Raw genomic sequence first — 24,892 nt, forward strand, 5'->3', positions numbered from 1 at the left:
CCCTTTCGGCAGCAGCTGATGGTGCCGCCCGTCAAACACTTACAGCGCGGCGCGTCAGACGCGCTAAGGACGCTGTAACACTTTAAACTTGCTGCATAATTTTACGCCTAGATCGGATCCGATTTAAGGAATCATGCAGTAGAAATCGGAACGCGGCGAAATCAGAACGCCGCCGCGTCGAGCGCCATCAGCGTGTCGGCGCCAGTCTCGATGCGGGCCTTGCGCAGCGCCGTTTCCGGCAGAATTCTCTCCATGAAGAACGTCGCGGTAATCAGCTTGTTCTTCAGATAGTCCGCGCGTGCCGTTTCGCCAGAGGCCAGTTTTTCCTCGGCGGTCTTGGCGATCTTCGCCCACATGTAGCCGAGCACGACCAGACCGAAGAGGTGCATGTAGTCGGTCGAGCGGCGCCGGCATTGTCGGGCTTGGCCATGGCGTTCTGCATGAACCACATGGTGGACGCCTGCAGGTCGTTGAGGCCTTTCTTCAGCGCCTTGGTGTAGGTGGAAAGCTTCTCGTTACCGCGGTTTTCCTCGCAGAAATCGCCGATTTCCTTGAACAGCGCCATGACGGCACGGCCGCCGTTGAGGCCGAGCTTGCGGCCGACGAGGTCGAGCGCCTGGATGCCGTTGGCACCTTCGTAGATCATCGCGATGCGGGCATCGCGGACATACTGGCTCATGCCGTGTTCTTCGATGTAGCCGTGACCGCCGAACATCTGCTGCGCCATGACCGCGTGGTCGAAGCCCTTGTCGGTCAGGACGCCCTTGAGGATCGGCGTCATCAGGCCGAGGATGTCGTCGGCCGTCTGGCGGTCGGCGTCATTGTCGGAGCGGTGGGCGATATCGGATTTGAGAGCAGTCCAAAGGGTAAAGGCGCGTCCGGCCTCGTTGAAGGCGCGGATCGTCATCAGCGTGCGGCGCACATCCGGATGCACGATGATCGGGTCGGCCTTTTTGTCCGGCGCCTTCGGGCCGGAAAGCGAGCGGCCCTGGATGCGGTCGCGGGCATAGTTGGCGGCGTTCTGGTAGGCGATTTCGGCGACCGACAGGCCCTGCAGGCCGACACCGAGACGGGCTTCGTTCATCATCACGAACATGGCGTTGAGGCCTTTGTTCTCCGTGCCGATGAGGTAGCCTTCCGCCTCGTCATAGTTCATGACGCAGGTCGAGTTGCCGTGAATCCCCATCTTGTGCTCGATGGCGCCGCAGGAGACGCCATTGCGCTCGCCCGGCTCGCCGTCGGCGGTGAGCTTGAACTTCGGCACGATGAACAGGGAAATGCCCTTCACGCCATCCGGCGCGCCCTCGATGCGGGCAAGCACCAAATGGATGATGTTCTGCGACATGTCGTGTTCGCCGGCGGAGATGAAGATCTTCTGGCCGGAAATCTTGTAGGCGCCGTTGCCATCGGGCACGGCCTTGCTGCGCAGGAGGCCGAGGTCGGTGCCGCAATGCGGCTCCGTCAGGTTCATCGTGCCGGTCCAGGTGCCGTCCACCATCTTCGGCAGATAGGCCCGCTTCTGCTCATCCGAGCCATGGACGAGGATCGCAGCGATCGCGCCCTGGGTCAGGCCGGGATACATCGTCAGCGCCATGTTGGCCGAGGACATATATTCGCCGACGGCGGTGTGCAGCGTGTAGGGCAGGCCCTGGCCGCCGAATTCCTCTGGCACCGAAAGCCCGAGCCAGCCGCCTTCGCGGTAGAGATCAAAAGCCTGCTTGAAGCCCTTGGGCACGCTGACCGAGCCGTCGTCGTGCCGCTTGCAGCCTTCCTGGTCGCCGGAAAGATTGACCGGAAACAGCACTTCTTCCGCAAGCTTGGCGGCTTCGCCGACGATTGCTTCGATCATGTCGGGCGTCGCATCGGCAAAGCCGGGAAGGTTGTTGTATCGCTCGATGCCGAGCACGTCGTTCAGAATGAAGAGAGTATCGTCGACCGGTGCCTTGTAGGTGGGCATTCTTTCCTCGCCTTTTTCGCTTTCGGATCGCCGCCTCCAAGCGGCCGACGTCCGGTTGCAACATGCCGAATGCGCCGCCATCTGAGGGCGGTCTCGCATCGTTGGCAGGATGCTACAAAATTTTGACGTTTGCGTAAACGTCAAAAATACCGCCCGATCGAAGTTTCGCTTGCGGATAAAAGGCGCGGTGAAATCGCCGCCGCACAACACTCTCCATCAGCTAGCACTGTCAAATCGTTAAAAAATCCGCGCCGGTTAACGGCTTGTTTACCACGTTTAATGAAAGGTGCGTGTTGAGATGGTCAAAGCTGCAACCGGTCCGGTCCTCGCATTGTTGTAGCTTTGCCCACGTCGCAAGTGCCGCAGGGGTGAAGGAAGCCGTTTCCTTCCGTGGCGACTTTCGAGATGGCCGACGGACAGGGGCGAAGAGCACAATGAATGGATCGCGATCAAATCCTCAGCGCGCTGGTAGCCAGAGCTATGGCGAGCGGCCCTCTCTGGACGCCCTGAACCGCACGATTGAAGGGCTTGAAGCACGGATCGAAGGCCTGATGAACGGAGCGGGACGCGAGCCGCCGGCCCGTCCAGTCGAGCGCGAGCGTGTCGCCCCCCGCGATATCCCATCCCCGCGTGATGCCGTCTCCGAAATCATGCAGCGCCAGCGGGCGCTTAGCACGTCGCGCGAGCGGCCACCCTTGAGAGACCGTTTGCCGCAACGCGAGCCGGATCGCCTGGCCCAGCGCGAGCCCGAGCGTTACGTCGACGATATACGGCCCCAGCCGGTACGTGCGCCCGTCGCCCGGCCGGCGGCGGCCGTCAACGATATCGCCGAGGCACTCGTCGGATTGCGCCAGGACCTCAAGCGCGACATCACCGAAGGCGTCACCCGCGAGATGAACTCCCTGCGCGCCGAAATTCGCGGCATCAAGGTGCAGGCCCAGGACCACAGCTTCGCCGAGGACGTGCGCGGCGACATGCAGCGCCTTGCCGACAGCATCCAGCAGCTCGGCCGCCAGGCGTCGCCTGCCCAGGCGGATGCGCTGCGCAGCGACTTTGACGATCTGCGGGCGATGATCGACGGCTTGGCGCGCGAAGACAGCGTTCGCCGCATGGAAAGCCGCTGGAACGGCGTCGAGGATCGGTTGATCGCCTTTGACCAGAACCGCGACGACGAGCTGGTGGCGCTGGCCTACCGTCTCGACGAGATCAAGTCGCAGATCGGGGCGCTGGGCAACAGCTCTGCGGTCGACGTGCTTGAAGACAAGATGATTGCGGTCGCCCAGGCGATCGAGATGCTCGGCCGCCAGATACAGCCGGACGACCGGCGCCTCGTGTCGCAGTTCGCTGACCTCGACGCGCGGCTTGACGAAATCAGCCGGGCGATTGCCGCCAACAGCCGCAGTGCCAGCGGCCTCGAGGGCGGGTTCGCCAATCGCCTGGAGACCAGGCTCGGCGACCTCTCGCGGCAGATCGACGGATTGTCCCGCCCTGTTGATTCCGGTCTCGGTGCCCGCCTCGAAGCCTTGGCCGCACGGGTTGAGGATCTCGCCGGCGAGAAGGCTGCGGCCGGACTGGAAGAACGCCTCGACCAGCTTTCCATGCTGATGGAGCGCAGCCACCGAAATGTCCAACCGGACCTGACGAACTACCTCAACGACATCTCCCGCAAGATCGAAGCGCTCGATCAAGGCAGCGTCAACGATGCTCTGGCCGAGCGGCTCGACTATCTCGCCCGCCGCATCGACGACCTCGACACGCTCAGCGCACACCCCGTCGCCGATCCGCGTTTCGACCGTCTTGAAGATCGCCTCGCTGGCATCGCGCAGCGGCTGGAAGAAACCTATGCGGCGCCGTTCGACGACCGCGCCGCGCTGCACAACCTCGAAGCGCAGATCGCCAACCTGTCGACCCTGGTCAGCCAGCCCCGCAGTGAGGCGGGTGCCGCCATGCCGGTGGAATTCGAGAGCCGCATGAATGCGCTCGAAGACTATTTCGCCACCAGCGACGAGTACATCGTCGAGGCCGCGCGGCAGGCGGCCGAGGCGGTGATGGAGGCATATTCCAGGAAGGGCATGCCTCAGTCGGCCGGTGGCGGCGATCTCGCGGCGATCTCGGCGCTGGCGGAAGACCTGCGCACGCTCGAAGATCTGAGCCGCTCCAGCGACGAGCGCACGGCGCGCACCTTTGAAGCCCTGCATGAAACCCTCGTTCACATCGCCGACAAGCTCGAGCGTATCGAGGGCCGCGAGCCCGCCATGGCCGCGGCGCATTACGAGGCGCCGGTGGCGCGCGAAATTGCTGCGATGCCCAAGGCAGCTCAACCGGAATTCAACGACCCGTTCAGCGGCGCCGATCTCGATGACCGCTATCAGGATCTGCAGCGCAACGTCCGCGCGCTCCAGGCGGAAGACGACGGCGTCATTGCCGCCGCCACCGCATCTGCGCATGCGACTGCGTTCGCCGGTGACGAAGGTCAGGTTTCGACCATCGAGCCCGATGGCGCGCGCGAACGGCCGGCTACCGCCCGCACGGGCCTGCTTGCTGGCCTGACCCGGCGCTTTTCCGGGAAGCGTGCCGAGCCCGCACAGGAGCTGGCACGACAACTGGTCGAGCCCGCCCCCTCCATCGACCCATCCGAAATGCTGGCACCCGAAGAGGCCAATCAGCTGCTCGAGCCGGGCTCTGGTGTTCCCGACGTCAAGAAGATTCTCGAGCGTGTTCGCGCCGGCCAGATGAACCGCGGCGGCAAACAGGCGGCAGACGGCGACAAGGCGGACTTTATCGCCGCCGCCCGCCGGGCAGCGCAGTTGGCGGTCGAGGAAGCCGATACGCTCAACAAGACCAAGGACGGTGGCGTTGCCAGCGGCGTTGGTGGTGCCTTTGCCCGCCATCGCCGCCCGATCTTGATGGCTGTCGGCGCCGTGCTGCTTGCGATCATGTCCTATCCGCTCGTCGGCGCCATGCTGAAGGGCAGCGATGCGCCCGTTGCCGAACCGGTGGCGATCATCGAACAGCAGTTGGCGCCCGTCGCTGAACAGCCGGCGATCGCCAACGCAACCAAGGTCGCGGGCGACCAGGCACCGGCGGCAGCCGCCGTAGCGACCGAAACACCGGTCGAAGCGCTGCAGCCCATTCCCGAAGCGCCGCTCGATTCCGTCGAGCAGCCGTCAAGCGCCGTTGAGACGCCAGCCGCCGCGACGCCACCGGCCGACACATCCGCATCGACGAAGGCGGTAAACGAAACGCAGGCGCCGTTGCTCCAGCCCGTGCCGGAAGCCAAGGGGCCGGTCGCCGCTTCGACGTTCCAGGCCGCCCCAGTCGATGCCGCGCAGGCCGGAACCTTTGCGCCGGTCGCAAAGGCTGCCGAAGTCGTCCTGCCCGATGGTTTCGGCCCGGTTGCGCTGGTGACGGCCGCCAAGGGTGGCGATCCCCTGGCTTTCTACGAGATCGGTGCGCGCTACACAGAAGGCCGCGGCGTCAATGAAGATCTGGCGGAAGCCGCCAAATGGTATCAGCGCGCCGCCGACGCCGGCGTCGTGCCGGCCGAATACCGGCTCGCCAGCATGTATGAGAAAGGCTCGGGTCTGACGCGCGACGCTGCCAAGGCCAAGGTTCTCTACCTGAAGGCCGCCGAGCAGGGCAATGCCAGCGCCATGCACAATCTCGCGGTCATGCTGGCCAGCGGCCGCGATGGCTCGCCGGATTTCGCCGAGGCGACGAAATGGTTTGCCAAGGCAGCCGAGCTCGGCATCCGCGACAGCCAGTTCAATCTGGCTGTCCTCTATGCCCGCGGCAACGGCGTGCCGCAGGATCTTGAAGCATCCTACAAGTGGTTTTCCGCCGCCGCCCGCGAGGGCGACATGGATGCTGCGGCCAAGCGCGACGACGTGGCCAAGGCGATGAAGCCCGAGCAACTTTCGAGCGCCAAGGCCAAGGCCGACGCATGGAAGCCGCAGGCGGTCGACGCCAAGGCGAACACGGTCGACGTGCCGGATGCCTGGGTAGGACCGGCCAACAAGACCGCCTCGATCGACATGAGCAAGGCCATTCGCAACATCCAGGCGATCCTCAACAATAACGGCTTCGACGCCGGCAAGCCGGACGGCCAGATGGGCAAGAAGACGGTTGCCGCGATCAAGGCCTTCCAGACATCCGTCGGCCAGGAGCCGACCGGTGAAATCACCGACCAGCTGGTGAAGGAATTGCTCAAGCGCAATTCCTGATCCGGCAGGGTCTGCCGCCGCAATAAAGCCGCAGAACCGGGTGACACGGTTCGCGGAGCCGAAGCTGTACGCCATGTGGCTGAAAAGGTTGACAGCTCCGGCCCAGGAGCGCATGACGGAAGCCTATGCCACCTCGCCCTCGGGAGGGGTGTCGGCTTTCAGAGATAATCCCCCCTCCGTGGTGAATTACTTGCCACTGTGACGTTTTTTGCCCGCACCGCGGGCCGTTGGCATATTGAGGTCCGGCGTGACGATTTATCTGCCCATCGCAGAGTTGTCGGTGAACATACTCATCATCCTCGGCATGGGTGCGGCCGTCGGCTTTCTATCGGGCATGTTCGGCGTCGGTGGCGGGTTCCTGATCACGCCTCTCCTGATCTTCTACAACATTCCCCCCGTGGTTGCCGTTGCGACCGGCGCCAACCAGGTCGTGGCCTCCTCGATCTCGGGTGCCATCACCCACTTCCGGCGCGGCACGATCGACATCAAGCTCGGCACGGTGCTTCTGTGCGGCGGCCTTGCCGGGGCAACGGTCGGCGTCTGGCTGTTCTCGCTCTTGCGTCGCGTCGGTCAGCTCGATCTGGTCATCTCGCTGCTCTATGTCGTGCTTTTGGGCTCGGTCGGCAGCCTGATGCTGTGGGAGAGCGTGCGCGCCATGCGCAAGGCGGCCAAGAACCAGGCGACGCCGCTGCGCCGTCCCGGGCAGCACAACTGGGTTCACCGGCTGCCGCTGAAGATGCGATTCAAGAAATCGAAGATCTATCTGAGCGTCATTCCCGTCGCTGCCCTCGGCTTCTGCATCGGTGTCCTGACGTCGGTCATGGGTGTCGGCGGTGGCTTCATCATGGTCCCGGCGATGATCTACCTCCTGCGCATCCCGACCAATGTGGTTGTCGGCACCTCGCTGTTCCAGATCATCTTCGTCTCCGCCTACACGGTCATCGTCCAGGCCTCGACCAACTATACCGTCGACATCGTGCTCGCCTTCGTGCTGATGATTGCCGGCGTCGTCGGTGCGCAATACGGCGTCCGGGTCGGCCAGAAGCTGCGCGGCGAGCAGCTGCGCGCGCTGTTGGCGCTGCTGGTGCTTGCCGTCGGCATTCGTCTGGCAATCGAACTCGTCATTCCGCCGAAGGACATCTATTCGGTCGTGTCAGCGGGGTTCGGCTTCTGATGCGCCGCCTCATCAATATCGCCCTCGCAGCCCTGACGCTCTCCTTCGCCGCTCCGGCCAGTGCCCAGCTGCAGGACGAGAACGCCAACGACTTCACCGAGAAGCTGGAGATCGGCATCTCGACCGACGAGATCGCCATCACCTCGGATTTCCGCGGCGCGGATCTGACGATCTTCGGCGCGGTCGACGGTTTCAATCCCAATCTCCTGGCGCAGGGCAAATACAACATCATCGTTTCGCTCGAGGGGCCGAAGGATAATGCGACGGTGCGCAAGAAGGAACGCGTCTTCGGAATCTGGGTAAACACCAGCTCCATGACCTTCGAGCTGGTGCCGGAATCCTATTCGCTGTCGAGCACGCGTGACATCGAGACGATCGCCCCACCGGGTGAAATGGGCAACATGGGCATCGGGGTCGACCACATGCGGCTTGTGCCCCTCGGCTTCGTCGGCGACGGCAGCAATCTCGGCGAGTTCCGCAATGCCTTCCGCCGCATCCGCGAGACGAGCGGCGTCTATGAGCGCGATCCCGGTGGTGTGCAGTTCATCAGCTCCAGCCTGTTCAAGGCGTCGGTGCGCCTGCCTGCCAACGTGCCGAACGGGGTGCATGTTGTGCGCGCCTATCTCTTCCGCGACGGCACCTTCGTCGCCGCCAAGGCGCTGCCGCTGCGCGTGGTCAAGACGGGTTTGGAGCAGGTGATCACCGAGACGGCGCATGGGCAGCCGCTGTTCTACGGCGTTTTTGCCGTGCTGCTCGCTGTCATCACCGGCTGGGGCGCGAGCCTGCTCTTCCGCAAGGAATAGTCCTCGGCGGCAATCGGCCGACGTTCCCTTTTGGGCGCCGGACGGGTAAAGAAGGCCTACTGAATAGTTCCTTAAATCGGAATCGATTTAAGGAGAAAACGATGCAGCAGTTTAAAGCGTTGCAGCGGCCTTAGCGCGTCATTCTTGTCGCGCGGCGCTGCAAGGCAGAAACAGAGGAAACTCCATGAAAGCGATTTTCGTCCAGTTGCAGTGCGCTCCCGGCAAGACCTACGAGGTTGCCGACGAGATCTACCGCAAGGAGATCGTTTCGGAAATGTATTCGACGAGCGGCGACTACGACCTCCTGCTCAAGATCTACATCGAAGAAGGCCAGGACATCGGCAAGTTCATCAACGACAACATTGCCACGGTTGCGGGCATCTCCCGCTCGCTGACGACGCTGACCTTCAACGCGTTCTGAGCTAGCGGGCGGCCCCGCTTTACCCGGCAGGCCTCACGCTCGACGGTGAGGCACGCCTCTCGCGCTGTACGAAAACAATCCGCGATCATTGCACAGCCCGTCGGCGGAGCACCCACGGCTGTTCGATTTTTCCGAAGGTCAAAACTGCTTGCAATTTGATATCAGTTTGATATCGTCAAACTGCTTCAATTATGCAACCAGTTTTGAAAGAGCGGAAAAATGGAAAACTCATCGTCTGGAATCTGGTGACGCTCGACGGTTACTTCGAAGGCGCGAAGAAATGGGATCTCGATTTCCACAACAGTGCCTGGGGTCCTGAACTAGACGAACTCAGCCGTGAGTTTGGACAAAAGACCGAGGCGCTGGTCTTCGGTCGCGTGACCTACGAAGGCATGGCCGCCTATTGGTCGACGACCGAGGAGGAGGGCGAGGTCAAGACCTATATGAACGCTCTGCCAAAGATCGTCGCATCGCGAACGATGGATAGGGCAGAATGGAACAACAGCCGTGTCGTCAGCGATATCGCCGGCGAACTGCGGCGGATGAAGCAGGAAGCCGCGAAAGACCTCTATATTTTCGGCAGTGCCGAACTGGTCGATTCATTGCTGCCGGAAAATCTGATCGACGAGATCATGCTGTGCGTCGTTCCGCTCCGGCTTGGCAAAGGCACGCCGTTCTTCAAGAGTGCCGAAAACGCGATGTCGATGGCGCTTCTGGAAGCGCGACCGCTTTCTACCGGCAGCGTGATCCTGCGTTACGCGCCGCAACCTGTTGCGGCCTGAAACACCGAACGTCGCCGGCGTGAAGTCCGGTGCGCCTCAGGCGATCAGGTTTGTGAAGCGGACCGAGTAGATCCGATCGCGACCAAGCATGTGGGCGACCAGCTTGGCGCGATCGAAGAGGCCGGTCATTGCCCGGTGGCGCAGATCGAGGCCGCCGGTGGTGACGCCGAAGGCCGGCATCAGCAGCCGTTTCCCATCGGTAGCAAAGCAGGCGCGGCGCACCGATTTCTCGCGCCGGACGACCGTCGCTGCCGGGTGCAGGTGGCCGGCAACTTCCCCCGATGCCTCGCCCCTCGATGGTTCATGACGAAAGGTGAGGCCGGCGTGTCGGAATTCGTCCAGCGATATGCCGGGCAGACCCGAGGCGCCATCGGGGTCGTGATTGCCATTGATCCAGACCCATTCCCGTCCCATCGCCATCGCGGCGATCATGTGGCGGAAGGTATCGGGCATCGCCGCGGATCCGACCCGGTCATGGAAATTGTCGCCGAGGCTGATGACCAATCTGGGGTCATGGCGGGTTATCGCCGCTTCGAGCACGCGCAAGGTGGCAAGGGTGTCGTAGGGCGGCAGCATCATGCCGCGCCGGGCAAAGGCCGATCCCTTCTCGAGATGCAGATCGGAAACGACAAGCGTTCTCGTCTCCGGCAGATAGAGGCTGCCGAGCGGATCGCAGACCGCTTCGACGCCGTGGACGATGGCGCGCGCGGAAGCCGCCGTGCCGTCTGTCGGAGCCGATAGTGCGTGAGCGAGCCTGTGCATGCGTCTCTTCACCGTCCTTGTCGTGTTCGCATGAACACGGGGCTATTCTATAGCGGCTCGCCGCCCATCGCTTCGTTGATCAGGTCGTCTGCGGCTTCGGAAAGCAGGAAATCCTGCGCCTCGCCCTGGATCGCCTCCTTGCCGATCTCCAGCATGACGGGAACGGCAAGCGGCGAGATCCGGTCGAGCCGGCGATGGGTGATGTGGCCCTTGATTCGCTTCAGCATATCCCCAAGACGGCCGATGTCCAAAAGCCCGGTTGCCGCATCGTTGCGCGTGGCCTCCAGCAGCAGGTGGTCCGGCTCGTGCGCGCGCAATACGTCGTAAATGAGGTCGGCCGATACGGTCACCTGGCGGCCGGTCTTTTCCTTGCCAGGGTGTCGCTGGTCGATCAGCCCGGCAATGACCGCGCAGTTGCGAAAGGTCCGCTTCAGCAGAAAGGATTCGTTCAGCCAGGCCTCAAGGTCGTCGCCAAGCATGTCCTCGTCGAAGAGATCGGCGAGCGCCTTGCGGCGCAGTTGGAATGTCGCGCCGAGATCGTCCAGCGCCCAGACCGCCAGCGAGTAGTCGGTGGCGACGAAACCGAGCGGTTTCAGGCCGGCACGGTCGAGCCGGCGGGTGAGCAGCATGCCAAGCGTCTGGTGTGCAAGCCGCCCCTCGAAGGCGTAGATCACCATGTAGTGCCGGCTGCCGCGTGGAAAGGTCTCGATCAAAAGTTCGTCCTCGCGCGGCAGCATCGATACGTCCTTCTGCAGCGACAGCCAGTCACGGACCTGTTCGGGCAGTGCCGCCCGCCGGGCCGGGTCGGCCAGCATCTTGCGCACCTGTTCGGCGAGGTAGGTCGACAGCGGAAACTTGCCGCCGGCATAGCTTGGTACCTTCGGGTCGAAGGAAAGCGCCTGGCTGACGAGGCATTCGCTTTCGCGGATGCCTTCGAAACGCAGCACCTTGCCGGAAAACAGGAAGGTGTCGCCCTGCGACAGCATTTCGAGGAAATATTCCTCGACCTTGCCGAGCGACATGCCGCCGCGGCCGAGCGAACCGCGCTGGTTGCGCTTGACCATGCGCACGTTCAGCATCGGCGATTCGACGATGGTGCCGACATTGAGGCGGTATTGCTGCGCGACCAGCGGATTGGAAACACGAAAGAGCCCCTCCTTGGTCTTGCGGATGCGGGCATAGCGCTCGTAGGTCTTCAGCGCATAACCGCCGGTCGCGACGAAATCGACGACGCGCTCGAAGGTTTCCCAGGTGAGCGACGCATAGGGCGACGCGCTGGTGATTTCCTCGTAGAGCGACAGGGGACCGAACGGTGCGGCACAAGCCATGCCGAGCACATGCTGGGCAAGCACGTCGAGCGCGCCCTTGCCGACCGGCGGCGTATCCTGCGCACCGATGTAATTGGCGTCGAGCGCCGCCTGGCACTCCATCACCTCGAAGCGGTTGGCCGGCACCAGGATCGCCTTCGAAGGCTCGTCCATGCGGTGGTTGGCGCGGCCGATGCGCTGAGCGAGCCGGCTTGCCCCCTTGGGCGCGCCGACATGCACGACGAGGTCGACATCGCCCCAGTCGATACCGAGGTCGAGCGTCGAGGTGGCGACGACGGCGCGCAGCCGGTTCTCCGACATAGCCGCCTCGACCTTGCGCCGCTGTGCGACATCGAGCGAGCCATGGTGAAGTGCGATCGGCAGGTTGTCGTCATTGATGGTCCAGAGTTCCTGGAACAGCAGCTCCGCCTGGCTGCGGGTGTTGACGAAGAGCAGGGTGGTGCCGTGCTCCTTGATCGCGGCGTAGACGTCGGCGATGGCGTAGCGTGCCGAATGTCCAGCCCAGGGGACGTGTTCGTCGGTGCACAGGATGGAGATATCAGGCTTGGCCCCACCCTTAACGGTCACGAGGCCGGCATGGTCGCTTCGATCGGGTGACTGCGGCGCCAGCCAGCGCTGCAGGTCCATCGGGTCGGCGACCGTCGCCGACAGCCCGATCGTCTGCAGCCTGGGCGCCAGTCTGCGCAGCCGGGCAAGGCCGAGCGACAGCAGGTGCCCGCGCTTCGAGGTGACCAGCGAATGCAATTCGTCGAAGACGACGTAGCGCAAATCCCGGAAAAAGCGCTCTGCCTCGCCGTTGGCAAGCAGCAGCGCCAATTGCTCCGGCGTCGTCAGCAGGATGTCGGGCGGGTTGAGCTTCTGGCGCTGGCGCTTTCCCTGCGGCGTGTCGCCGGTGCGGTTTTCAACGCGAAGCGGCAGGCCCATTTCGTCGACCGGCTTCATCAGATTGCGCTCGATGTCGACGGCAAGGGCTTTCAACGGCGAGAGGTAGAGCGTGTGAATGCCGGTAAAGGCGGAGCCCGGAGGGATTTTTCCGCGCCGGGTGAGATCGACGAGAGAGGGGAGAAAGCCGGCGAGCGTCTTGCCGGCCCCGGTCGGCGCGATCAGCAGCGTGCATTCGCCGGCCTCCGCCCGCGCCAGAAGTTCCAGCTGGTGGGCGCGCGGCTGCCAGCCCTTCTCGCCGAACCAGCGAAGGAAGGGGGCGGGCAAGGCCAACGCGTCGCCTTGCGGGCGCGGGGAATCGATCCTGTTCACGGAGAACAAAGGTAGATCAAATCCGGCAAAAGAGAAGCCCGCGGCCTCGGCGATCCCAGGGCGATTGACTCTTCGGTAAATCGTGGATAAAGAATATCCACGATATGGAGGCGGCGAATGAAACTCGGGGACGGTGTCGAGCAGGCGATCCACAGCATGACGATGCTGAGCTGTCTTCAGCCCGGCAGCACGCTGTCGGCGGCAGCGCTCGCCGAATTTCACGGGGTTTCAACCAGCTATCTCCTGAAGCATCTCCAGGCCATGTCCGGGGCAGGGCTGCTCGAAGCGGTTCCCGGCCCGAAGGGTGGCTACCGGCTCGCCCGCCTGCCGGAAAAGATCAGCCTGCTCGATATCGTGCTTGCGGTCGAAGGGCCGGAGCCGGCGTTTCGTTGCAACGAAATCCGGTTGCGCGGCCCCCATCCCTATGCCTGCAAGCCGAAGGCGGCGTGCACGATCAACGTCGCGATGCTGAAAGCCGAGCAGGCCTACCGCGCCGAGCTTCGGCGCGTGACCATTGGTGACATCATCGCCGATCTCAACGCCATAGATGACGGCAGCATCTCGGCGCGGACCAACACATTCCTGGCGGTCAACGAACGCAAGTCGACCGCCGGCGCCTGAAACAACGATCCCAACCACCTGAAGGAGAAGACATGCATCCGCGTTTGAACTTCGTCAAAGCCGCTCCCGACGCTTACAAGGCTGCGGCAGCCTTCGACAGCTACATCATCAAGGAATCCGAACTGGAGCCGCGCCTGATCCACCTGATCAAGTTGCGTGCATCGCAGATTAACGGCTGCGCCTATTGCATCGATATGCATGTGAAGGAGGCGCGTCATACCGGCATGAGCGAGCAATGGATCCACCTGATCTGCGCCTGGCGCGAATCGCCGATCTATGATGCCCGCGAACGCGCGGTGCTCGCCTGGACCGAAGCGCTCACCAACCTTGCCCAGACCGGTGCGCCCGACGCGGACTTCGAGCCGCTGAGAGAGCATTTTGACGAAGCCGAGATCACCAAGATCACCATGGCCATCGGCGTCATCAATGTCTGGAATCGCGTCGCCGTCGGCCTGCGTTCGCAGCATCCGGTCGATGCGCCGGCAAAGGCCGCCTGATACCTTCGAGGCGGGCCGAAAGCACAGCCCCGAGGTCTATTCGGGGCTATCGGCAAGTGATGTTCTACAGGGCGATGTAACGATCGGCGCGGTGGTTGATGGCCACGAACAGGTTCAGGACCACAGCGCCGAGCACCGACCAGGCAACCACTGCGGGGGACGTCACGCCGAAGGCGGCGACCAGCACGACCATGTCGATGGCAAGCTGCACCAGCCCGGCGCGAACGCCGAAACGCTCCTGCAGGTAGATGCCGAGAATGCCGACGCCACCGAGGCTCGCGCGGTGGCGATAGAGCGCCAGCAGGCCATAGCCGAGAAGCAGGCCGCCGATCAGCGCCGCCCAGGCCGGGTGGATATCGCCGATGTGGAACAGGCGCGACTGGATGTCAGTCAGGAACGAGGTCACGCCGATGGCGATGAAGGTCTTGACCGTGAAGGCCGGCCCAAGCCTCTTCAGCGAGAGATAGAAGAACGGCAGGTTGAGCAGGAAGAACGCGAGGCCGAAGTTCACGCCGGTCGCGTAATGCAGCAGGAAGGCGACGCCGGCGGTGCTGCCGGTGAGCAACCCGGCGCTTGCCAGGAAATACAGGCCGAGCGCGGCGATCAGGCTGCCGGAGAAGATGCCCTGCAGGTCCTCGATCGGCGTGTGCCGGGTCGGGCTGGTGTTCCAAAGACCGAAAACGCTGCTGCTCAGAGCCATGGCAAAAACCTCGATTGCGATGCGCCAAGCAATGCTGCAACGCACAAAAACAATCAAGAAAAATATGTCAGCAATGCTGACGTAATTTTGCGAACCAGCCCTGCGTTTTATGCAGGCTTGCGGGCCAAAAACAGGATGCCCGAGATCGGCTGGCCAGCATCCATGCGGATGATCGTGCGCTCGACAGCCACCATTTCCAAGCCGTGGGATTGGAGAAGCTCGCGGATATAAGCCTCGCTATGGGCGTAGCGCAGCGACGGGCGCAGGACGAAACCATCGTCCGTGCCGGCATCCTCCACCGAGAAGGCAAACAGGCCTCCATCGGAAAGCAGCTTGCCGACGATCTCGGCGACGCCATCGAGGCTGCCGAGATACATCAGCACGTCCGCGGCACTGACGAGATCGGCGCGGGCTGCCGCGAAATTCCCGAAGACATCAGATTGTTCCGGAGGCAGCGATAGGTCGGCCCGCGCCAGCCGGTCATAGACGGCTTTCGTCTCTGCCTTCGACAGCATGTTGGCGGAAATGTCGAAGCCTTCGAGAAATGCCGCCCGCTCGCGGATGCGCTCGCCGAAGAGCCCGGTGCCGCAACCGAGGTCGACGACATGCTCGAAATGCCCGCCGGCCGTTGACGTCTCGATCAGCGCAGCGAGCTTTTCCGGCACGCTGTAATCGAGCTTCTCGACGAGCGCCTGGTCGAACCGGTCGGCGTAGTCATCGAAAAGCCGCTCGACATAAAGGCTCGGCGGTTGTTCCGGCATCTCGGTCGCGCCGAGCAGCGCCAGCTTCAGCCCCGCGCCAAAAATGTCTTTCGGATTGAGGCGCAAGGTTTTGCGCAGCGCGTCGATCGCCGCCTCTTTCCGGCCCGATTTTTCCTCATAGTCCGCCAGCCGGAACCAGCCGGCAGCCCATTCCGGGACACGCTCGAGCGCCTGGGCCATGAGATCGGCCGCGCTCTCGGGCTCGCCGGCCTCGGCAAGCATTTTTGCGTAGTCGGCGCGGCGATCGGCGATCAGGTCGCCGGAGGAGAGCTGGTTGAGCGTCATCAATGTGAGATGTTGGTTGCGATCAGCGCTTCTGACGCCGGACCGGGCAAAACACAAGCGGAATCTGAAAACCGGGCATAATACCAACCTGCGCTGATATTGACCTATTGCGTGGGACCGTCTGCGGTCATCCGGCGAGGAGCATACCGCAAGAGCGATGCCTTGGCATCGGTCGAGGATTGCGACGCTGCCGCTGGCCGACAGACGGCCCACCCGAAGGGCCGGGCGCTTTTGGCCTCCGGATAGCGTCGATAATCCTCACCGGACCACTTGGTCCGGTTCCGGTTTTCTCCTTGCCGGAAACCAAAATCGCTCCGGCGCAATAGGTCAATATCAGCGCAGGTTGGTATAAGCCCGCCTTTTCCGGTGACTTGCGAGGGTGCGAATGGCAGCTTATGTGAAGGGAAACAGGAGTATTTCGCCGATGTCGGACGGAGTGAACAAATTCTTGGGGGATTCGCCGCTGCGCGTCCTCGTCAAGCTCGTCGTGGTGTCGATCCTGGTCGGGTTCGTCATGACCGTTTTCGGCTGGTATCCCGCCGACATCTATTTCGGCATCCGCAACTTCCTGCTCGACCTCTGGCACACGGGCTTCTCCGCCCTTGGCCGGGTCGGCGACTATCTGCTGCTGGGCGCTGCGATCGTCATTCCCGCCTTCGTCATCCTGCGTGTCATGAGCTACCGGCGTTGAGCATGAAGGATCAGCTTTTCCTCATCGAGCGCCGCGGCTTTCTGCGCGCCGGTGCCGTGCTTTCGCTTGGCGCTCTCGCCGGCTGCACCACATCCAACGTGCTGTCGCCGGCAACTGGCACCGGCAGCGACCAGACCGCGGCGAGCCTCGGCTATGTCAACGTCCTGCGCAAGAACAAGGGCCTGTCGCCGCTGGTGGCGGACAAGGCGGCTTCCGCTGCGGCCATGAGCCAGGCGGCGAGAATGGCCAAGGTCGGCAAGATGCAGCACCTGATCGGCTGGAACGACAGTTTCTACGACAGGATGAAGAGCCAGGGCGTGGTCCTTCCGGCTGCCGAGAACATCGCTGTCGGCCAGGACGACGCCGAACGCGCCTATGACGCCTGGTACAAATCGCCGAAGCATCTGGAAAGCATGCTTGGCAACTATCGTGGTCTCGGCGTGGCCGTGGCGCAAAACGCCGCTTCGGGCAACCGGCCCTATTGGGCCATGGTGCTGGCGGGCTGATCGCTCGTTTCTCTGTCACCGCGTTCGAGGCCGCCCCTCATCCCCCCGGACCTTCTCCCCGCGGGCGGGGAGAAGGGACGACGCTCTACCGTTTTGCCTTCCATCGGGACGTTGCGTTTTCCCGCGGGCTTGCCGGCAGCTCCAATCTTGCCTGCAAACCTACGAGGCATTCGACATCTGTCGCCCGTGTGCGTCCTCTCTCCCCGCAAGCGGAGAGAGAGTTAGGGTGAGGGGCCATCGTGGCGCTGAGGTATCGACTGCTGTCACCAACCGCAGTCTCTTGCGCCCGCCTATGATCTTTCCCTAAAACGGTCGTCACGCACTCATTCCCCTGGACCGTTCGATGACCGCCATTTCTCCCGCCGCGCAGACCGAAACCGCCGGCCCCTTTGAGGTCACCCACCGGCTGATCCTGGCGATTGCGCTGCCGATGACGCTGGGCTTTCTGACCACGCCGTTGCTCGGCCTCGTCGATACCGCGGTGGTCGGCCGCATGGGCCAGGCGACGCTGCTGGCCGGACTTGCTGTCGGGGCGATAATCTTCGACCTGATCTTCACCACCTTCAATTTCCTGCGCGCCGCCACGACGGGCCTTGTCGCGCAGGCCTATGGTCGGGGTGACCGGCGCGAACAGCAGGCCGTGTTCTGGCGCTCGCTGGTGATCGCGCTTGCGGCCGGTGTTACGGTTGTCGCCCTGTCGCCGCTTTTGCTCGCCGGTGGTCTCTGGCTGATGGACCCACCGGCAGAAGTGGAAGCTGTTACGCGCACCTATTTCCTCTGTCGCATCCTCTCGTCCCCGGCGGCACTTGCCAATTATGCTATCCTCGGCTTTGTGCTCGGGCGCGGCCAGGGCACGACCGGGCTGTTGCTGCAGGCTTTGATCAACGGGGTCAACATTGTGCTGTCGATCCTACTCGGATTGATCCTGGGCTGGGGTGTCGCCGGTGTCGCGATCGCAACCGTGACCGGCGAGGTCATCGGCGCTCTGGTCGGCTTTGCCATCGTCTATGGCCGCTTCGACAGGACGGACGCGCCGAGCTGGGCGATGATCTTCGACCGCGAAGGGCTCCGGCCGCTGTTCGGGCTCAACCGCGACATCATGATCCGGTCCTTCGTTCTCGTCGCGGCCTTCGCGCTGATAACGCGGATCGGCACAGCTTTCGGCCCGGTGACGCTGGCGGCGAACGCGGTGCTGATGACCATTTTTCTCGTTGCCGGCTATTATCTCGACGGGCTTGCCAATGCGGCCGAGCAACTGATCGGCCGTTCGATCGGTGCCCATTACCGTCCGGCTTTCGATCGGGCACTGAAGCTGACGATGGCATGGTCGCTCGGTCTCGCCGCCTTGACGACGATGGCGCTCCTGCTTTTCGGCCGCGGGATGGTCGATCTCTTGACCACGGCGCAAGACGTTCGCATGGTCGCTTACGAATATCTGCCCTGGGCGGCCCTGACGGCGATGACCGGCGCGCTCGCCTTCCTGATGGATGGGGTCTTCATCGGCGCTACCTGGTCGCGCGACATGCGCAACATGATGCTGGCAGCCCTGGTCGGATACATAGCCGCCCTGGGGATCCTTGTCCCCGCCTTCGGCAATCACGGCCTATGGGCGGGGCTCAACCTGTTCCTGCTGATGCGTGGCCTGTTCCTGCTCGCCAGAATTCCGGCAAAGGCCGGTCAGACCTTTCGTTCGGTCCAGTAGTCGAGGCGGCTGTCACGAAGGTCGCGGATCGATGTCAGGCCCTGGCGATCGCAGAGCTCGGAAAGCCCGCGCACGATCCGGCCGGGCAGCGCCGGACCTTCATAGACCATGCAGGAATAGAGCTGGACCAGGTCGGCGCCGGCGCGGATCTTCTCTGCAGCCGTTTCGGCCGAACTGACGCCGCCGACACCGATGATCGGCAGGGCCGGGCCGACGCGCTTGCGCATCCGGGCAAGAACGGCCGTCGATTTCTCGAACAGCGGCTTGCCGGAAAGGCCGCCGGCTTCCTTCGCCTGGGCCTGGTCTTTGAGGCCATCGCGCGAAAGCGTCGTGTTCGAGACGATCAGCCCGTCGAGATCTTGGGCGAGCACTTCGGCCGCGATGTCATCCAGGCCTTCCTCGGTCAGATCGGGAGCGATCTTGAGGAAGACCGGCACGCGCCTGTTGCTGCGCGAGGCTTCCTCGTCGCGCGCGGCAAGCACGGCCGAAAGCAGCGTCGCCAAACTTTCGCGCGCCTGCAGGTCGCGAAGACCGGGCGTGTTCGGCGAGGAGATGTTGGCGGTGAAATATCTGGCGACGGAGTAGAAGGTGTGGATGCCGCTGACATAGTCGCCGATGCGATCGGCACTGTCCTTGTTGGCGCCGATATTGACGCCGATCAGCGCGTCGCGCGAGCAGGCCTTGAGGCGGGCCAGGGCTGCGCCGTGGCCCTCATTGTTGAAGCCGAGGCGATTGATCACCGCTTCGTCTTCCACCAGGCGGAAGATGCGCGGCTTGTCGTTGCCCGATTGCGGACGCGGCGTCACCGTTCCGATTTCGGTAAAGCCGAAGCCGATCTTCAAAAGCGCTTCCGGCACCTCGGCATTCTTGTCGTATCCAGCTGCCATGCCGAGCGGATTGGGGAAGGCAATACCGGCAACGGTCTGGGCAAGCCGCTTGTCCTGTCTGGACGGACAGCTCGGCACGAGGCCGGTCTTCAGTGCCTTGATCGACAGTCCGTGGGCTGCCTCCGGATCGAAGAGGAAAAGGCCGCGGCGGGCAAGATTGGCAAAGGGATTGGTCATGCCTCGAGTTCCGGGAAGACGTGAAGGCTATCGGCGCCGAGCGGCAGCGGCTTTTCCCACAGGACGGCCGAAAGGAACAGCGGTGCGTAGAGATGCGGGAAAAGGGCACCGCCGCGTGACGGCTCATAGACCAGCTCTTCGCCGAGCGCATCGCCATCGATCGCCACCAGCAGCAGGCCTTCCTGCCCTTCGAAGTGGCGGGCGGCGGTTTCGATCGCCTGCTCGCCGGTCGAAAAGTGGATGAAGCCGTCCGCGAGGTCGATGGGCGCGCCATCAAAACGGCCGGTGCGTTTGGCTTCCTGCCATAGTGCGGCCGGAACGATCTTGTATATGATTGAGCTCATGATGCCCGCTTGTCCGTCGTGATATCCTGTCGTGGCCTTGCCGCAAATATCGGCGATTGTCCATTGCTGAAGATCTTTCACCGGCGGATTTCCGCCCGTATGTCCGCAACGGAGAGGAAATCATGAGAAGAGCAATTGCAGTCATGCTTATAGGCGGCAGCCTCGGCCTTGCCGCAGGCGCACGCGCCCAGGAACCGGCGCCCGGTCGCTACGCCATGCAGAAGTCGGACACCGGCATTGCCCGGCTCGACACCCAGACCGGCGAGGTCTCGCTCTGCCAGGAGAAAGACGGTCAGCTCGTTTGCCGCATGGCTGCCGATGAGCGCACGGCTTTCGAATTGGAGATCGATCTCCTTACCAAGCGGGTGGAAGCGTTGGAAAAGGCCGCTAAATCCGGTGGGGCCGTCGCAAAACCGGACCTTCCGACCGACGAAGAGATTGACCGGACAATGGGCATCATGGAAAGAATGATGCGCAAGTTCATGGATATCGTGAAGGATCTTGAAGGCAGCAGCGACGGAACGTCGCCGCAGAAGACCTGACGGGTCGGACGGACTGTGCGGCTACAACCGGCGTGGGGACGCGGGCTGCAGCCGAAGCTCTTGGGAGGGAGCGACATGACGCCGGACATGACCATCATCATCGCAGACGACCACCCGCTCTTTCGCGGCGCCATGCGGCAGGCATTGAGCGGCATGGCCGGCGCGCCTGCCATCGTCGAAGCCGGCGACTTCGCTGCCGCGCGCAAGGCCGCCGCCGATTGTCCCGACGCAGACCTGATGCTGCTCGACCTCACCATGCCCGGCGTCAGCGGCCTGTCGGGCCTGATCGCCCTTCGCGCCGAATTTCCAAGCCTGCCGGTCATGGTGGTTTCCGCACATGACGACCCGGCGACGATCCACCGGGCGCTCGATCTCGGCGCCTCCGGCTTCCTGTCGAAATCGGCGGGGATCGAGGAAATCCGCGATGGCATCGAGAAAGTCATGGCCGGCGAAGTCTTCGTGCCGGCCGGCTACGAGCAGGGGCAGGAATACGAGCCGGAGGTCGCCGATCTCCTGCAGCGGCTGCAAACCTTGACGCCGCAGCAATCGCGCGTTCTGAGCATGCTCGGCGAGGGCCTGCTCAACAAACAGATCGCCTATGAGCTCGGGGTTTCCGAGGCGACCATCAAGGCGCATGTCTCGGCGATCCTGTTGAAGCTCAACGTCGACAGCCGCACGCAGGCCGTCATCCAGCTTTCGAAGATCGGTACTGTGGCGGCGGCCTAGAGCATCCCGCGCAAAAGTGGGCACCCGGTTTTGCGATCGCGACATGCGACGGAACCAGCGCTTTGAGTTCGAAAAGCGTTCCTAAAAGAACGCAGCGCGCTTTATGCGCGACACCGCATTAGCGACTATTCCGCAGCCGTCTTTGCCGCCGTCGAGAGCTGGGTCAGCCATGCCCGCATGGCGGCTGGCCGCACCGGCTTGTTCTGCAGGCCGACGCCGTCGCGCTCCGCCGCGCCGCGCACTTCCGGCGACCGGTCGGCGGTGACGAGCAAAGCCGGTATGTTGTCGCCGAACAGCGCCCGGATGCGCGCGATCGCCTCGATGCCGGTGCCGTCGTCGAGATGGTAGTCGGCGATGATGGCGTGCGGACGCTCCTGCGTGGACGTCGACATCTCGGTGCAGGCGTTAAGCGATTCCGCCGTCGTGACGACGCAGCCCCAGCCCGATAGCAGCACCCGCATGCCTTCGATGATGCGCGGCTCGTTGTCGATGCAGAGCACGCGCAGGCCGTTGAGCGCCTCGCTGGCCTTGGTCGTCGGCACGGGCGGGACGGCGACCCGTTCTCCCGCCGTTGGATCGAGCGGCACCGTGACCTTGAAACCGGTGCCCTTGCCGGGCTTGGACTGCAGGCTGACGGGATGGTTAAGCACCCGCGAAATCCGGTCGACGATCGAAAGCCCGAGGCCGAGCCCGGATGCGGTGCGGGCGCCCTCGTCGAGGCGCGCAAACTCCTTGAAGACGGTGCGGAACTTCGATGACGGGATGCCGATGCCGGAATCCAGCACTTCGATCGTCGCCATCTTGCCGCGCCGGCGCACGCCGACGAGCACCTTGCCTCGGAGCGTGTATTTGACGGCGTTCGAGACCAGGTTCTGCACGACGCGCCGGAGCAGGTTCGGATCCGTGCGCACCACCAGCGACGTCGGCATCACCACCAGCTCGAGGTCTTTCGCCCGTGCCATCGGCGCGAAATCCGTCTCGACCCGGCGCAAGAGGTCGTTGAGCGGGACCGACTGCAGGCGCGCCTTCATCGCGCCGGTGTCCAAGCGGGATATGTCAAGAACGGCACCAAGAATGGCTTCTACCGATTCCAGCGAGGAATCGATGTTTTCCACCAGCGTGCTGTTGTCCGATTCCCCGAGGCGTTCGACCAGCGAGGAGGAGTAGAGCCGGGCGGCGTTGAGCGGCTGCAGGATGTCGTGGCCGGCGGCGGCAAAGAAGCGCGTCTTGCCGATATTGGCCTCTTCGGCGGCGGCGCGAGCCTCGGCGAGTTCGTGGTTCACCCGGGTCAGTTCGCCGGTGCGCTCGGCCACCCGAAGCTCGAGCGTCTCGTTTGCCTGCTTCAGCGCCATGTCGGCGGCGACCCGCTGGGTGATGTCGGTGTAGGTCGTGACGATACCCTTGTCGGGCATTGCGTTGGTGCGCACTTCAATGATCTGCTGGCCGTTTCCAAGCTCCATCAGGAATGGCTTGTCGAGCGTCAGGAAGTTGGCGATCAGCCGCTTCTCGTCCTCCTTGCGGATATCGCCCCGCTTGGTGAGGATCGCGACGATGTCGGCAAGCGGGAAACCCACCTGGCCGGCGGCTTCCGGCAGGTCGAGCAGCTGGCGGAAACGCCGGTTCCAGATGATCAAGTTGTTGGCGTTGTCGAAGACGGCGATGCCCTGGTCCATCTGCGAAAGCGCGGTCTGCAGCATGTCCTGATTGTACTGCAGCGCTTCGCTTGCCTGGTCCAGCAGCCAGGCCGTATCCGACGAGGTGTCGTCGACCCGTTGCAACACCAGCGAAAACACGAGGCGGGCCGAGGACGAGCCGATGGCGCTGCCGAGCAGCTGCTCGGAAAAATGCACCAGCGCCATGTCGGCGGGCGCATTGTCGTCGAGCCAGCGGCCGGACTGGCGCTCATAGGTATGGAACGAACGCTGCATGCGCTCGTCGCCCATATAGCGGGCGATCGTCGCCTTGAGGTCGCGGACGGTGATCTTGGTCTTTCGGCCGCGAAACGCCCTCTCGCTGCGCGAGCGCCGGGTGATGAAGACCCCCGCCTGAAAACGTTCGAGCGGCTTGGGTGCCCGGGTCAGCGAGGCGAGCACGTACATGGTCAGATTGACGAGCAGGCTGAGCGCGGTGGCGTTGACCAGAGGATCGGCGTCAGTGCCGGAAAAGACCTCGGTGAAGGGTAGCAGGAAACTGAGGACCGTCGTTGCGACATGCGAATTATCCGGTCCGCCGAGGCTCGGCAGGAACAGGAGATAGGCCCAGACGAAGAAGCCCGAGACCATGCCGCAGATGGCGCCGCGGGCATTGGCCTGACGCCAGACCAGGCCGCCGAGCAGAGAAGGTGCCATCTGCGAAATGGCAACGAAGGAGAGAAGCCCGAGCGAGGCGAGGCCGGCGCTGATATCGGCCGAACGGTAATAGGCATAGCCGAGCAAAAGCACGACGAAGATCGCCGTGCGGCGAATATTGAGCAGTGTGCCCGCGAGATTTTCCTGCAGCCCGCCGCGCTGGCCGAGATTGCGGCGCAGGAAGACTGGCATGACGATGTCGTTGGAAATCATGATCGACAGCGCCACGGAGGCAACGATGACCATGGCCGTCGCTGCCGAAAAACCGCCGATGAAGGTAATCAGCGTCAATAGCGGCAGGCCGTTGGCGAGCGGCAGCGTCAGCAGGTAGAGGTCGGCGTCGCCGGATCCCGAGAAGGTCAGGATGCCGGCAATGGCGATCGGCAGAACGAAAAGGTTGATGGCGACGAGGTAGAGCGGAAAGAGAATGCCGGCGGTGCGCAACTCGCCTTCGGTGCGGTTCTCGACGACAGTGACATGAAACTGCCGCGGCAGCATGATGATCGCAAAGGCCGAGGTGACGATCAGCAGGATCCAGCGCGCGATCGGCGTTTCGTAGGAGAGCGCCTTTTCGACCGCCGGGCTTTGCTGGGCGAGGGTCCACAGATGCGTCGGCCCGTCGAAAATCACGAATACGATGTAGAGGCCGGCGGTGATCAGCGCCACCAGCTTGACCACCGATTCCATCGCGATCGCGAGGATCAGGCCGTCCTGGTGTTCGGTTGCATCCGTATGGCGGGTGCCGAAGACGATGGCGAAGCAGGCGAGGAACAGGGTGACGAGGAGCGGCAGGTCGATGAAGCTTTGCCCGGCGCCGATGCCATAGTCGCTGGTGTTGATCATCGCCGCGACCGAGCTCGAGATCGCCTTCAGCTGCAGCGCAATATAGGGCACGGCGCCCACCAGCGAAATCAGCGCAACGATCGCCGCCACCGCCGGGTTCTTGCCATGGCGGGCGGCGATGAAGTCGGCGACCGATGTCAGCTTCTCGGTCTTGGCAAGCCGGATGATCTTGCGGATCAGCGGCATGCCAAGCGTGAACATCAGGATCGGGCCGATATAGATGCCGGTGAACTCGAGGCCACGCTCGGCCGCAAGGCCGATGCCGCCGAAATAGGTCCAGGACGTGCAATAGATCGCAAGGCTCAGCGCATAGACCAGCGGCCTGCCGTTGACCGCAGTGCTTTTTTTCCTGGCCCGCCGGTCGCCGTAGCTTGCGACTGCGAAAAGCAGCAGCAGATAGGCGAAGGCCGAGGCGAAGATGACCGAACCCGAGAGCATGCCTCATTCCTCCGGGGGCAAGCATAGGCCAACTGCAAGAGGTTGAGAATTGCCTCGGCATCAGTCTTAAGTTCAAGGCGGCGTTGAAGAAAGCGCGCGGCCCGCCGGTGTCGTCAGCGG

19 protein-coding genes and 1 pseudogene are annotated in these 24,892 nt (G+C 63.3%); 12 read left to right on the forward strand and 8 right to left on the reverse strand.

Features of this window, described 5'->3' with window-relative positions; translation table 11 throughout:
• Positions 1-161: 161 nt before the first annotated feature.
• Positions 162-1,957: pseudogene (locus BKP54_RS20065) on the reverse strand (acyl-CoA dehydrogenase C-terminal domain-containing protein).
• 434 nt (positions 1,958-2,391) lie between these two features.
• On the opposite strand from BKP54_RS20065, the gene BKP54_RS20070 reads away from it, so the two are divergent.
• The 5 genes from BKP54_RS20070 (at position 2,392) to BKP54_RS20090 (ending at position 9,360) form a co-directional block, all read left to right on the forward strand.
• Complete coding sequence (locus BKP54_RS20070) at positions 2,392-6,180, forward strand: SEL1-like repeat protein (RefSeq protein WP_057204260.1); 3,789 nt, start codon at positions 2,392-2,394, stop codon at positions 6,178-6,180.
• A gap of 247 nt (positions 6,181-6,427) precedes the next feature.
• Entirely contained in the window at positions 6,428-7,354 is a 927-nt protein-coding gene (locus tag BKP54_RS20075) for a sulfite exporter TauE/SafE family protein (RefSeq protein WP_025425825.1), read from the forward strand.
• A complete protein-coding gene (locus BKP54_RS20080) occupies positions 7,354-8,157 on the forward strand; it encodes a TIGR02186 family protein (RefSeq protein WP_025425826.1) in 804 nt (267 codons plus the stop codon). The genes BKP54_RS20075 and BKP54_RS20080 overlap by 1 nt, the downstream gene beginning before the upstream one ends.
• Before the next feature lie 184 nt (positions 8,158-8,341).
• Positions 8,342-8,578: an Lrp/AsnC ligand binding domain-containing protein gene (locus tag BKP54_RS20085; protein WP_025425827.1), complete on the forward strand. Its 237-nt coding sequence runs from the start codon at positions 8,342-8,344 to the stop codon at positions 8,576-8,578.
• A gap of 203 nt (positions 8,579-8,781) precedes the next feature.
• Positions 8,782-9,360: a dihydrofolate reductase family protein gene (locus BKP54_RS20090; RefSeq protein ID WP_025425828.1), complete on the forward strand. Its 579-nt coding sequence runs from the start codon at positions 8,782-8,784 to the stop codon at positions 9,358-9,360.
• A 36-nt stretch (positions 9,361-9,396) separates the two neighbouring features.
• Here BKP54_RS20090 and pdeM read toward each other — a convergent pair whose 3' ends face one another.
• Both pdeM and BKP54_RS20100 read right to left on the reverse strand, forming a co-directional pair.
• Complete coding sequence (gene pdeM / locus BKP54_RS20095; protein ID WP_025425829.1) at positions 9,397-10,122, reverse strand: ligase-associated DNA damage response endonuclease PdeM; 726 nt, start codon at positions 10,120-10,122, stop codon at positions 9,397-9,399.
• Positions 10,123-10,169: 47 nt separating this feature from the next.
• On the reverse strand, positions 10,170-12,713 hold the full coding sequence (locus BKP54_RS20100; protein ID WP_084814749.1) for a ligase-associated DNA damage response DEXH box helicase: 2,544 nt from the start codon (positions 12,711-12,713) through the stop codon (positions 10,170-10,172).
• 108 nt (positions 12,714-12,821) lie between these two features.
• Here BKP54_RS20100 and BKP54_RS20105 point away from each other — a divergent pair, with 108 nt between their 5' ends.
• The gene (locus BKP54_RS20105) at positions 12,822-13,325 is read left to right on the forward strand and encodes an Rrf2 family transcriptional regulator (RefSeq protein WP_025425831.1); all 504 of its coding nucleotides are present in this window, start codon (positions 12,822-12,824) and stop codon (positions 13,323-13,325) included.
• Positions 13,326-13,357: 32 nt separating this feature from the next.
• A complete protein-coding gene (locus BKP54_RS20110) occupies positions 13,358-13,822 on the forward strand; it encodes a carboxymuconolactone decarboxylase family protein (RefSeq protein WP_025425832.1) in 465 nt (154 codons plus the stop codon).
• 64 nt (positions 13,823-13,886) lie between these two features.
• Here the strand turns inward: BKP54_RS20110 and BKP54_RS20115 are convergent, their stop codons facing one another.
• Together BKP54_RS20115 and BKP54_RS20120 are read right to left on the reverse strand one after the other, a co-directional pair.
• Positions 13,887-14,522, reverse strand: a complete 636-nt coding sequence (locus BKP54_RS20115) for a YitT family protein (protein ID WP_025425833.1) — start codon at positions 14,520-14,522, stop codon at positions 13,887-13,889.
• A 107-nt stretch (positions 14,523-14,629) separates the two neighbouring features.
• The gene (locus BKP54_RS20120; RefSeq protein WP_025425834.1) at positions 14,630-15,568 is read right to left on the reverse strand and encodes a class I SAM-dependent methyltransferase; all 939 of its coding nucleotides are present in this window, start codon (positions 15,566-15,568) and stop codon (positions 14,630-14,632) included.
• 424 nt (positions 15,569-15,992) lie between these two features.
• Between BKP54_RS20120 and BKP54_RS20125 the strand changes: the two genes are divergently transcribed.
• The 3 genes from BKP54_RS20125 (at position 15,993) to BKP54_RS20135 (ending at position 18,467) form a co-directional block, all read left to right on the forward strand.
• On the forward strand, positions 15,993-16,259 hold the full coding sequence (locus tag BKP54_RS20125; protein ID WP_057204256.1) for a DUF6460 domain-containing protein: 267 nt from the start codon (positions 15,993-15,995) through the stop codon (positions 16,257-16,259).
• Between the two features lie 2 nt (positions 16,260-16,261).
• Entirely contained in the window at positions 16,262-16,765 is a 504-nt protein-coding gene (locus tag BKP54_RS20130) for a CAP domain-containing protein (protein WP_084814750.1), read from the forward strand.
• Between the two features lie 343 nt (positions 16,766-17,108).
• The gene (locus BKP54_RS20135; RefSeq protein WP_084814751.1) at positions 17,109-18,467 is read left to right on the forward strand and encodes an MATE family efflux transporter; all 1,359 of its coding nucleotides are present in this window, start codon (positions 17,109-17,111) and stop codon (positions 18,465-18,467) included.
• Here the strand turns inward: BKP54_RS20135 and BKP54_RS20140 are convergent.
• A complete protein-coding gene (locus BKP54_RS20140) occupies positions 18,443-19,531 on the reverse strand; it encodes a quinone-dependent dihydroorotate dehydrogenase (RefSeq protein WP_025425838.1) in 1,089 nt (362 codons plus the stop codon). The genes BKP54_RS20135 and BKP54_RS20140 overlap by 25 nt on opposite strands.
• On the reverse strand, positions 19,528-19,875 hold the full coding sequence (locus BKP54_RS20145; protein WP_084814757.1) for a DUF952 domain-containing protein: 348 nt from the start codon (positions 19,873-19,875) through the stop codon (positions 19,528-19,530). Before BKP54_RS20145 ends, BKP54_RS20140 begins: the two co-directional genes overlap by 4 nt.
• A 122-nt stretch (positions 19,876-19,997) precedes the next feature.
• On the opposite strand from BKP54_RS20145, the gene BKP54_RS20150 reads away from it, so the two are divergent.
• A complete protein-coding gene (locus tag BKP54_RS20150; protein WP_025425840.1) occupies positions 19,998-20,417 on the forward strand; it encodes a hypothetical protein in 420 nt (139 codons plus the stop codon).
• 75 nt (positions 20,418-20,492) lie between these two features.
• On the forward strand, positions 20,493-21,143 hold the full coding sequence (locus tag BKP54_RS20155) for a response regulator transcription factor (RefSeq protein ID WP_025425841.1): 651 nt from the start codon (positions 20,493-20,495) through the stop codon (positions 21,141-21,143).
• Between the two features lie 125 nt (positions 21,144-21,268).
• Here BKP54_RS20155 and BKP54_RS20160 read toward each other — a convergent pair whose 3' ends face one another.
• Positions 21,269-24,772 (reverse strand): PAS domain-containing hybrid sensor histidine kinase/response regulator, encoded by a 3,504-nt coding sequence (locus tag BKP54_RS20160; RefSeq protein ID WP_025425842.1) that lies wholly within the window; start codon positions 24,770-24,772, stop codon positions 21,269-21,271.
• Positions 24,773-24,892 lie beyond the last annotated feature (120 nt).

The sequence above is a fragment of the Ensifer sp. 1H6 genome, assembly GCF_001976035.1.
Taxonomy (GTDB): domain Bacteria; phylum Pseudomonadota; class Alphaproteobacteria; order Rhizobiales; family Rhizobiaceae; genus Ensifer; species Ensifer canadensis.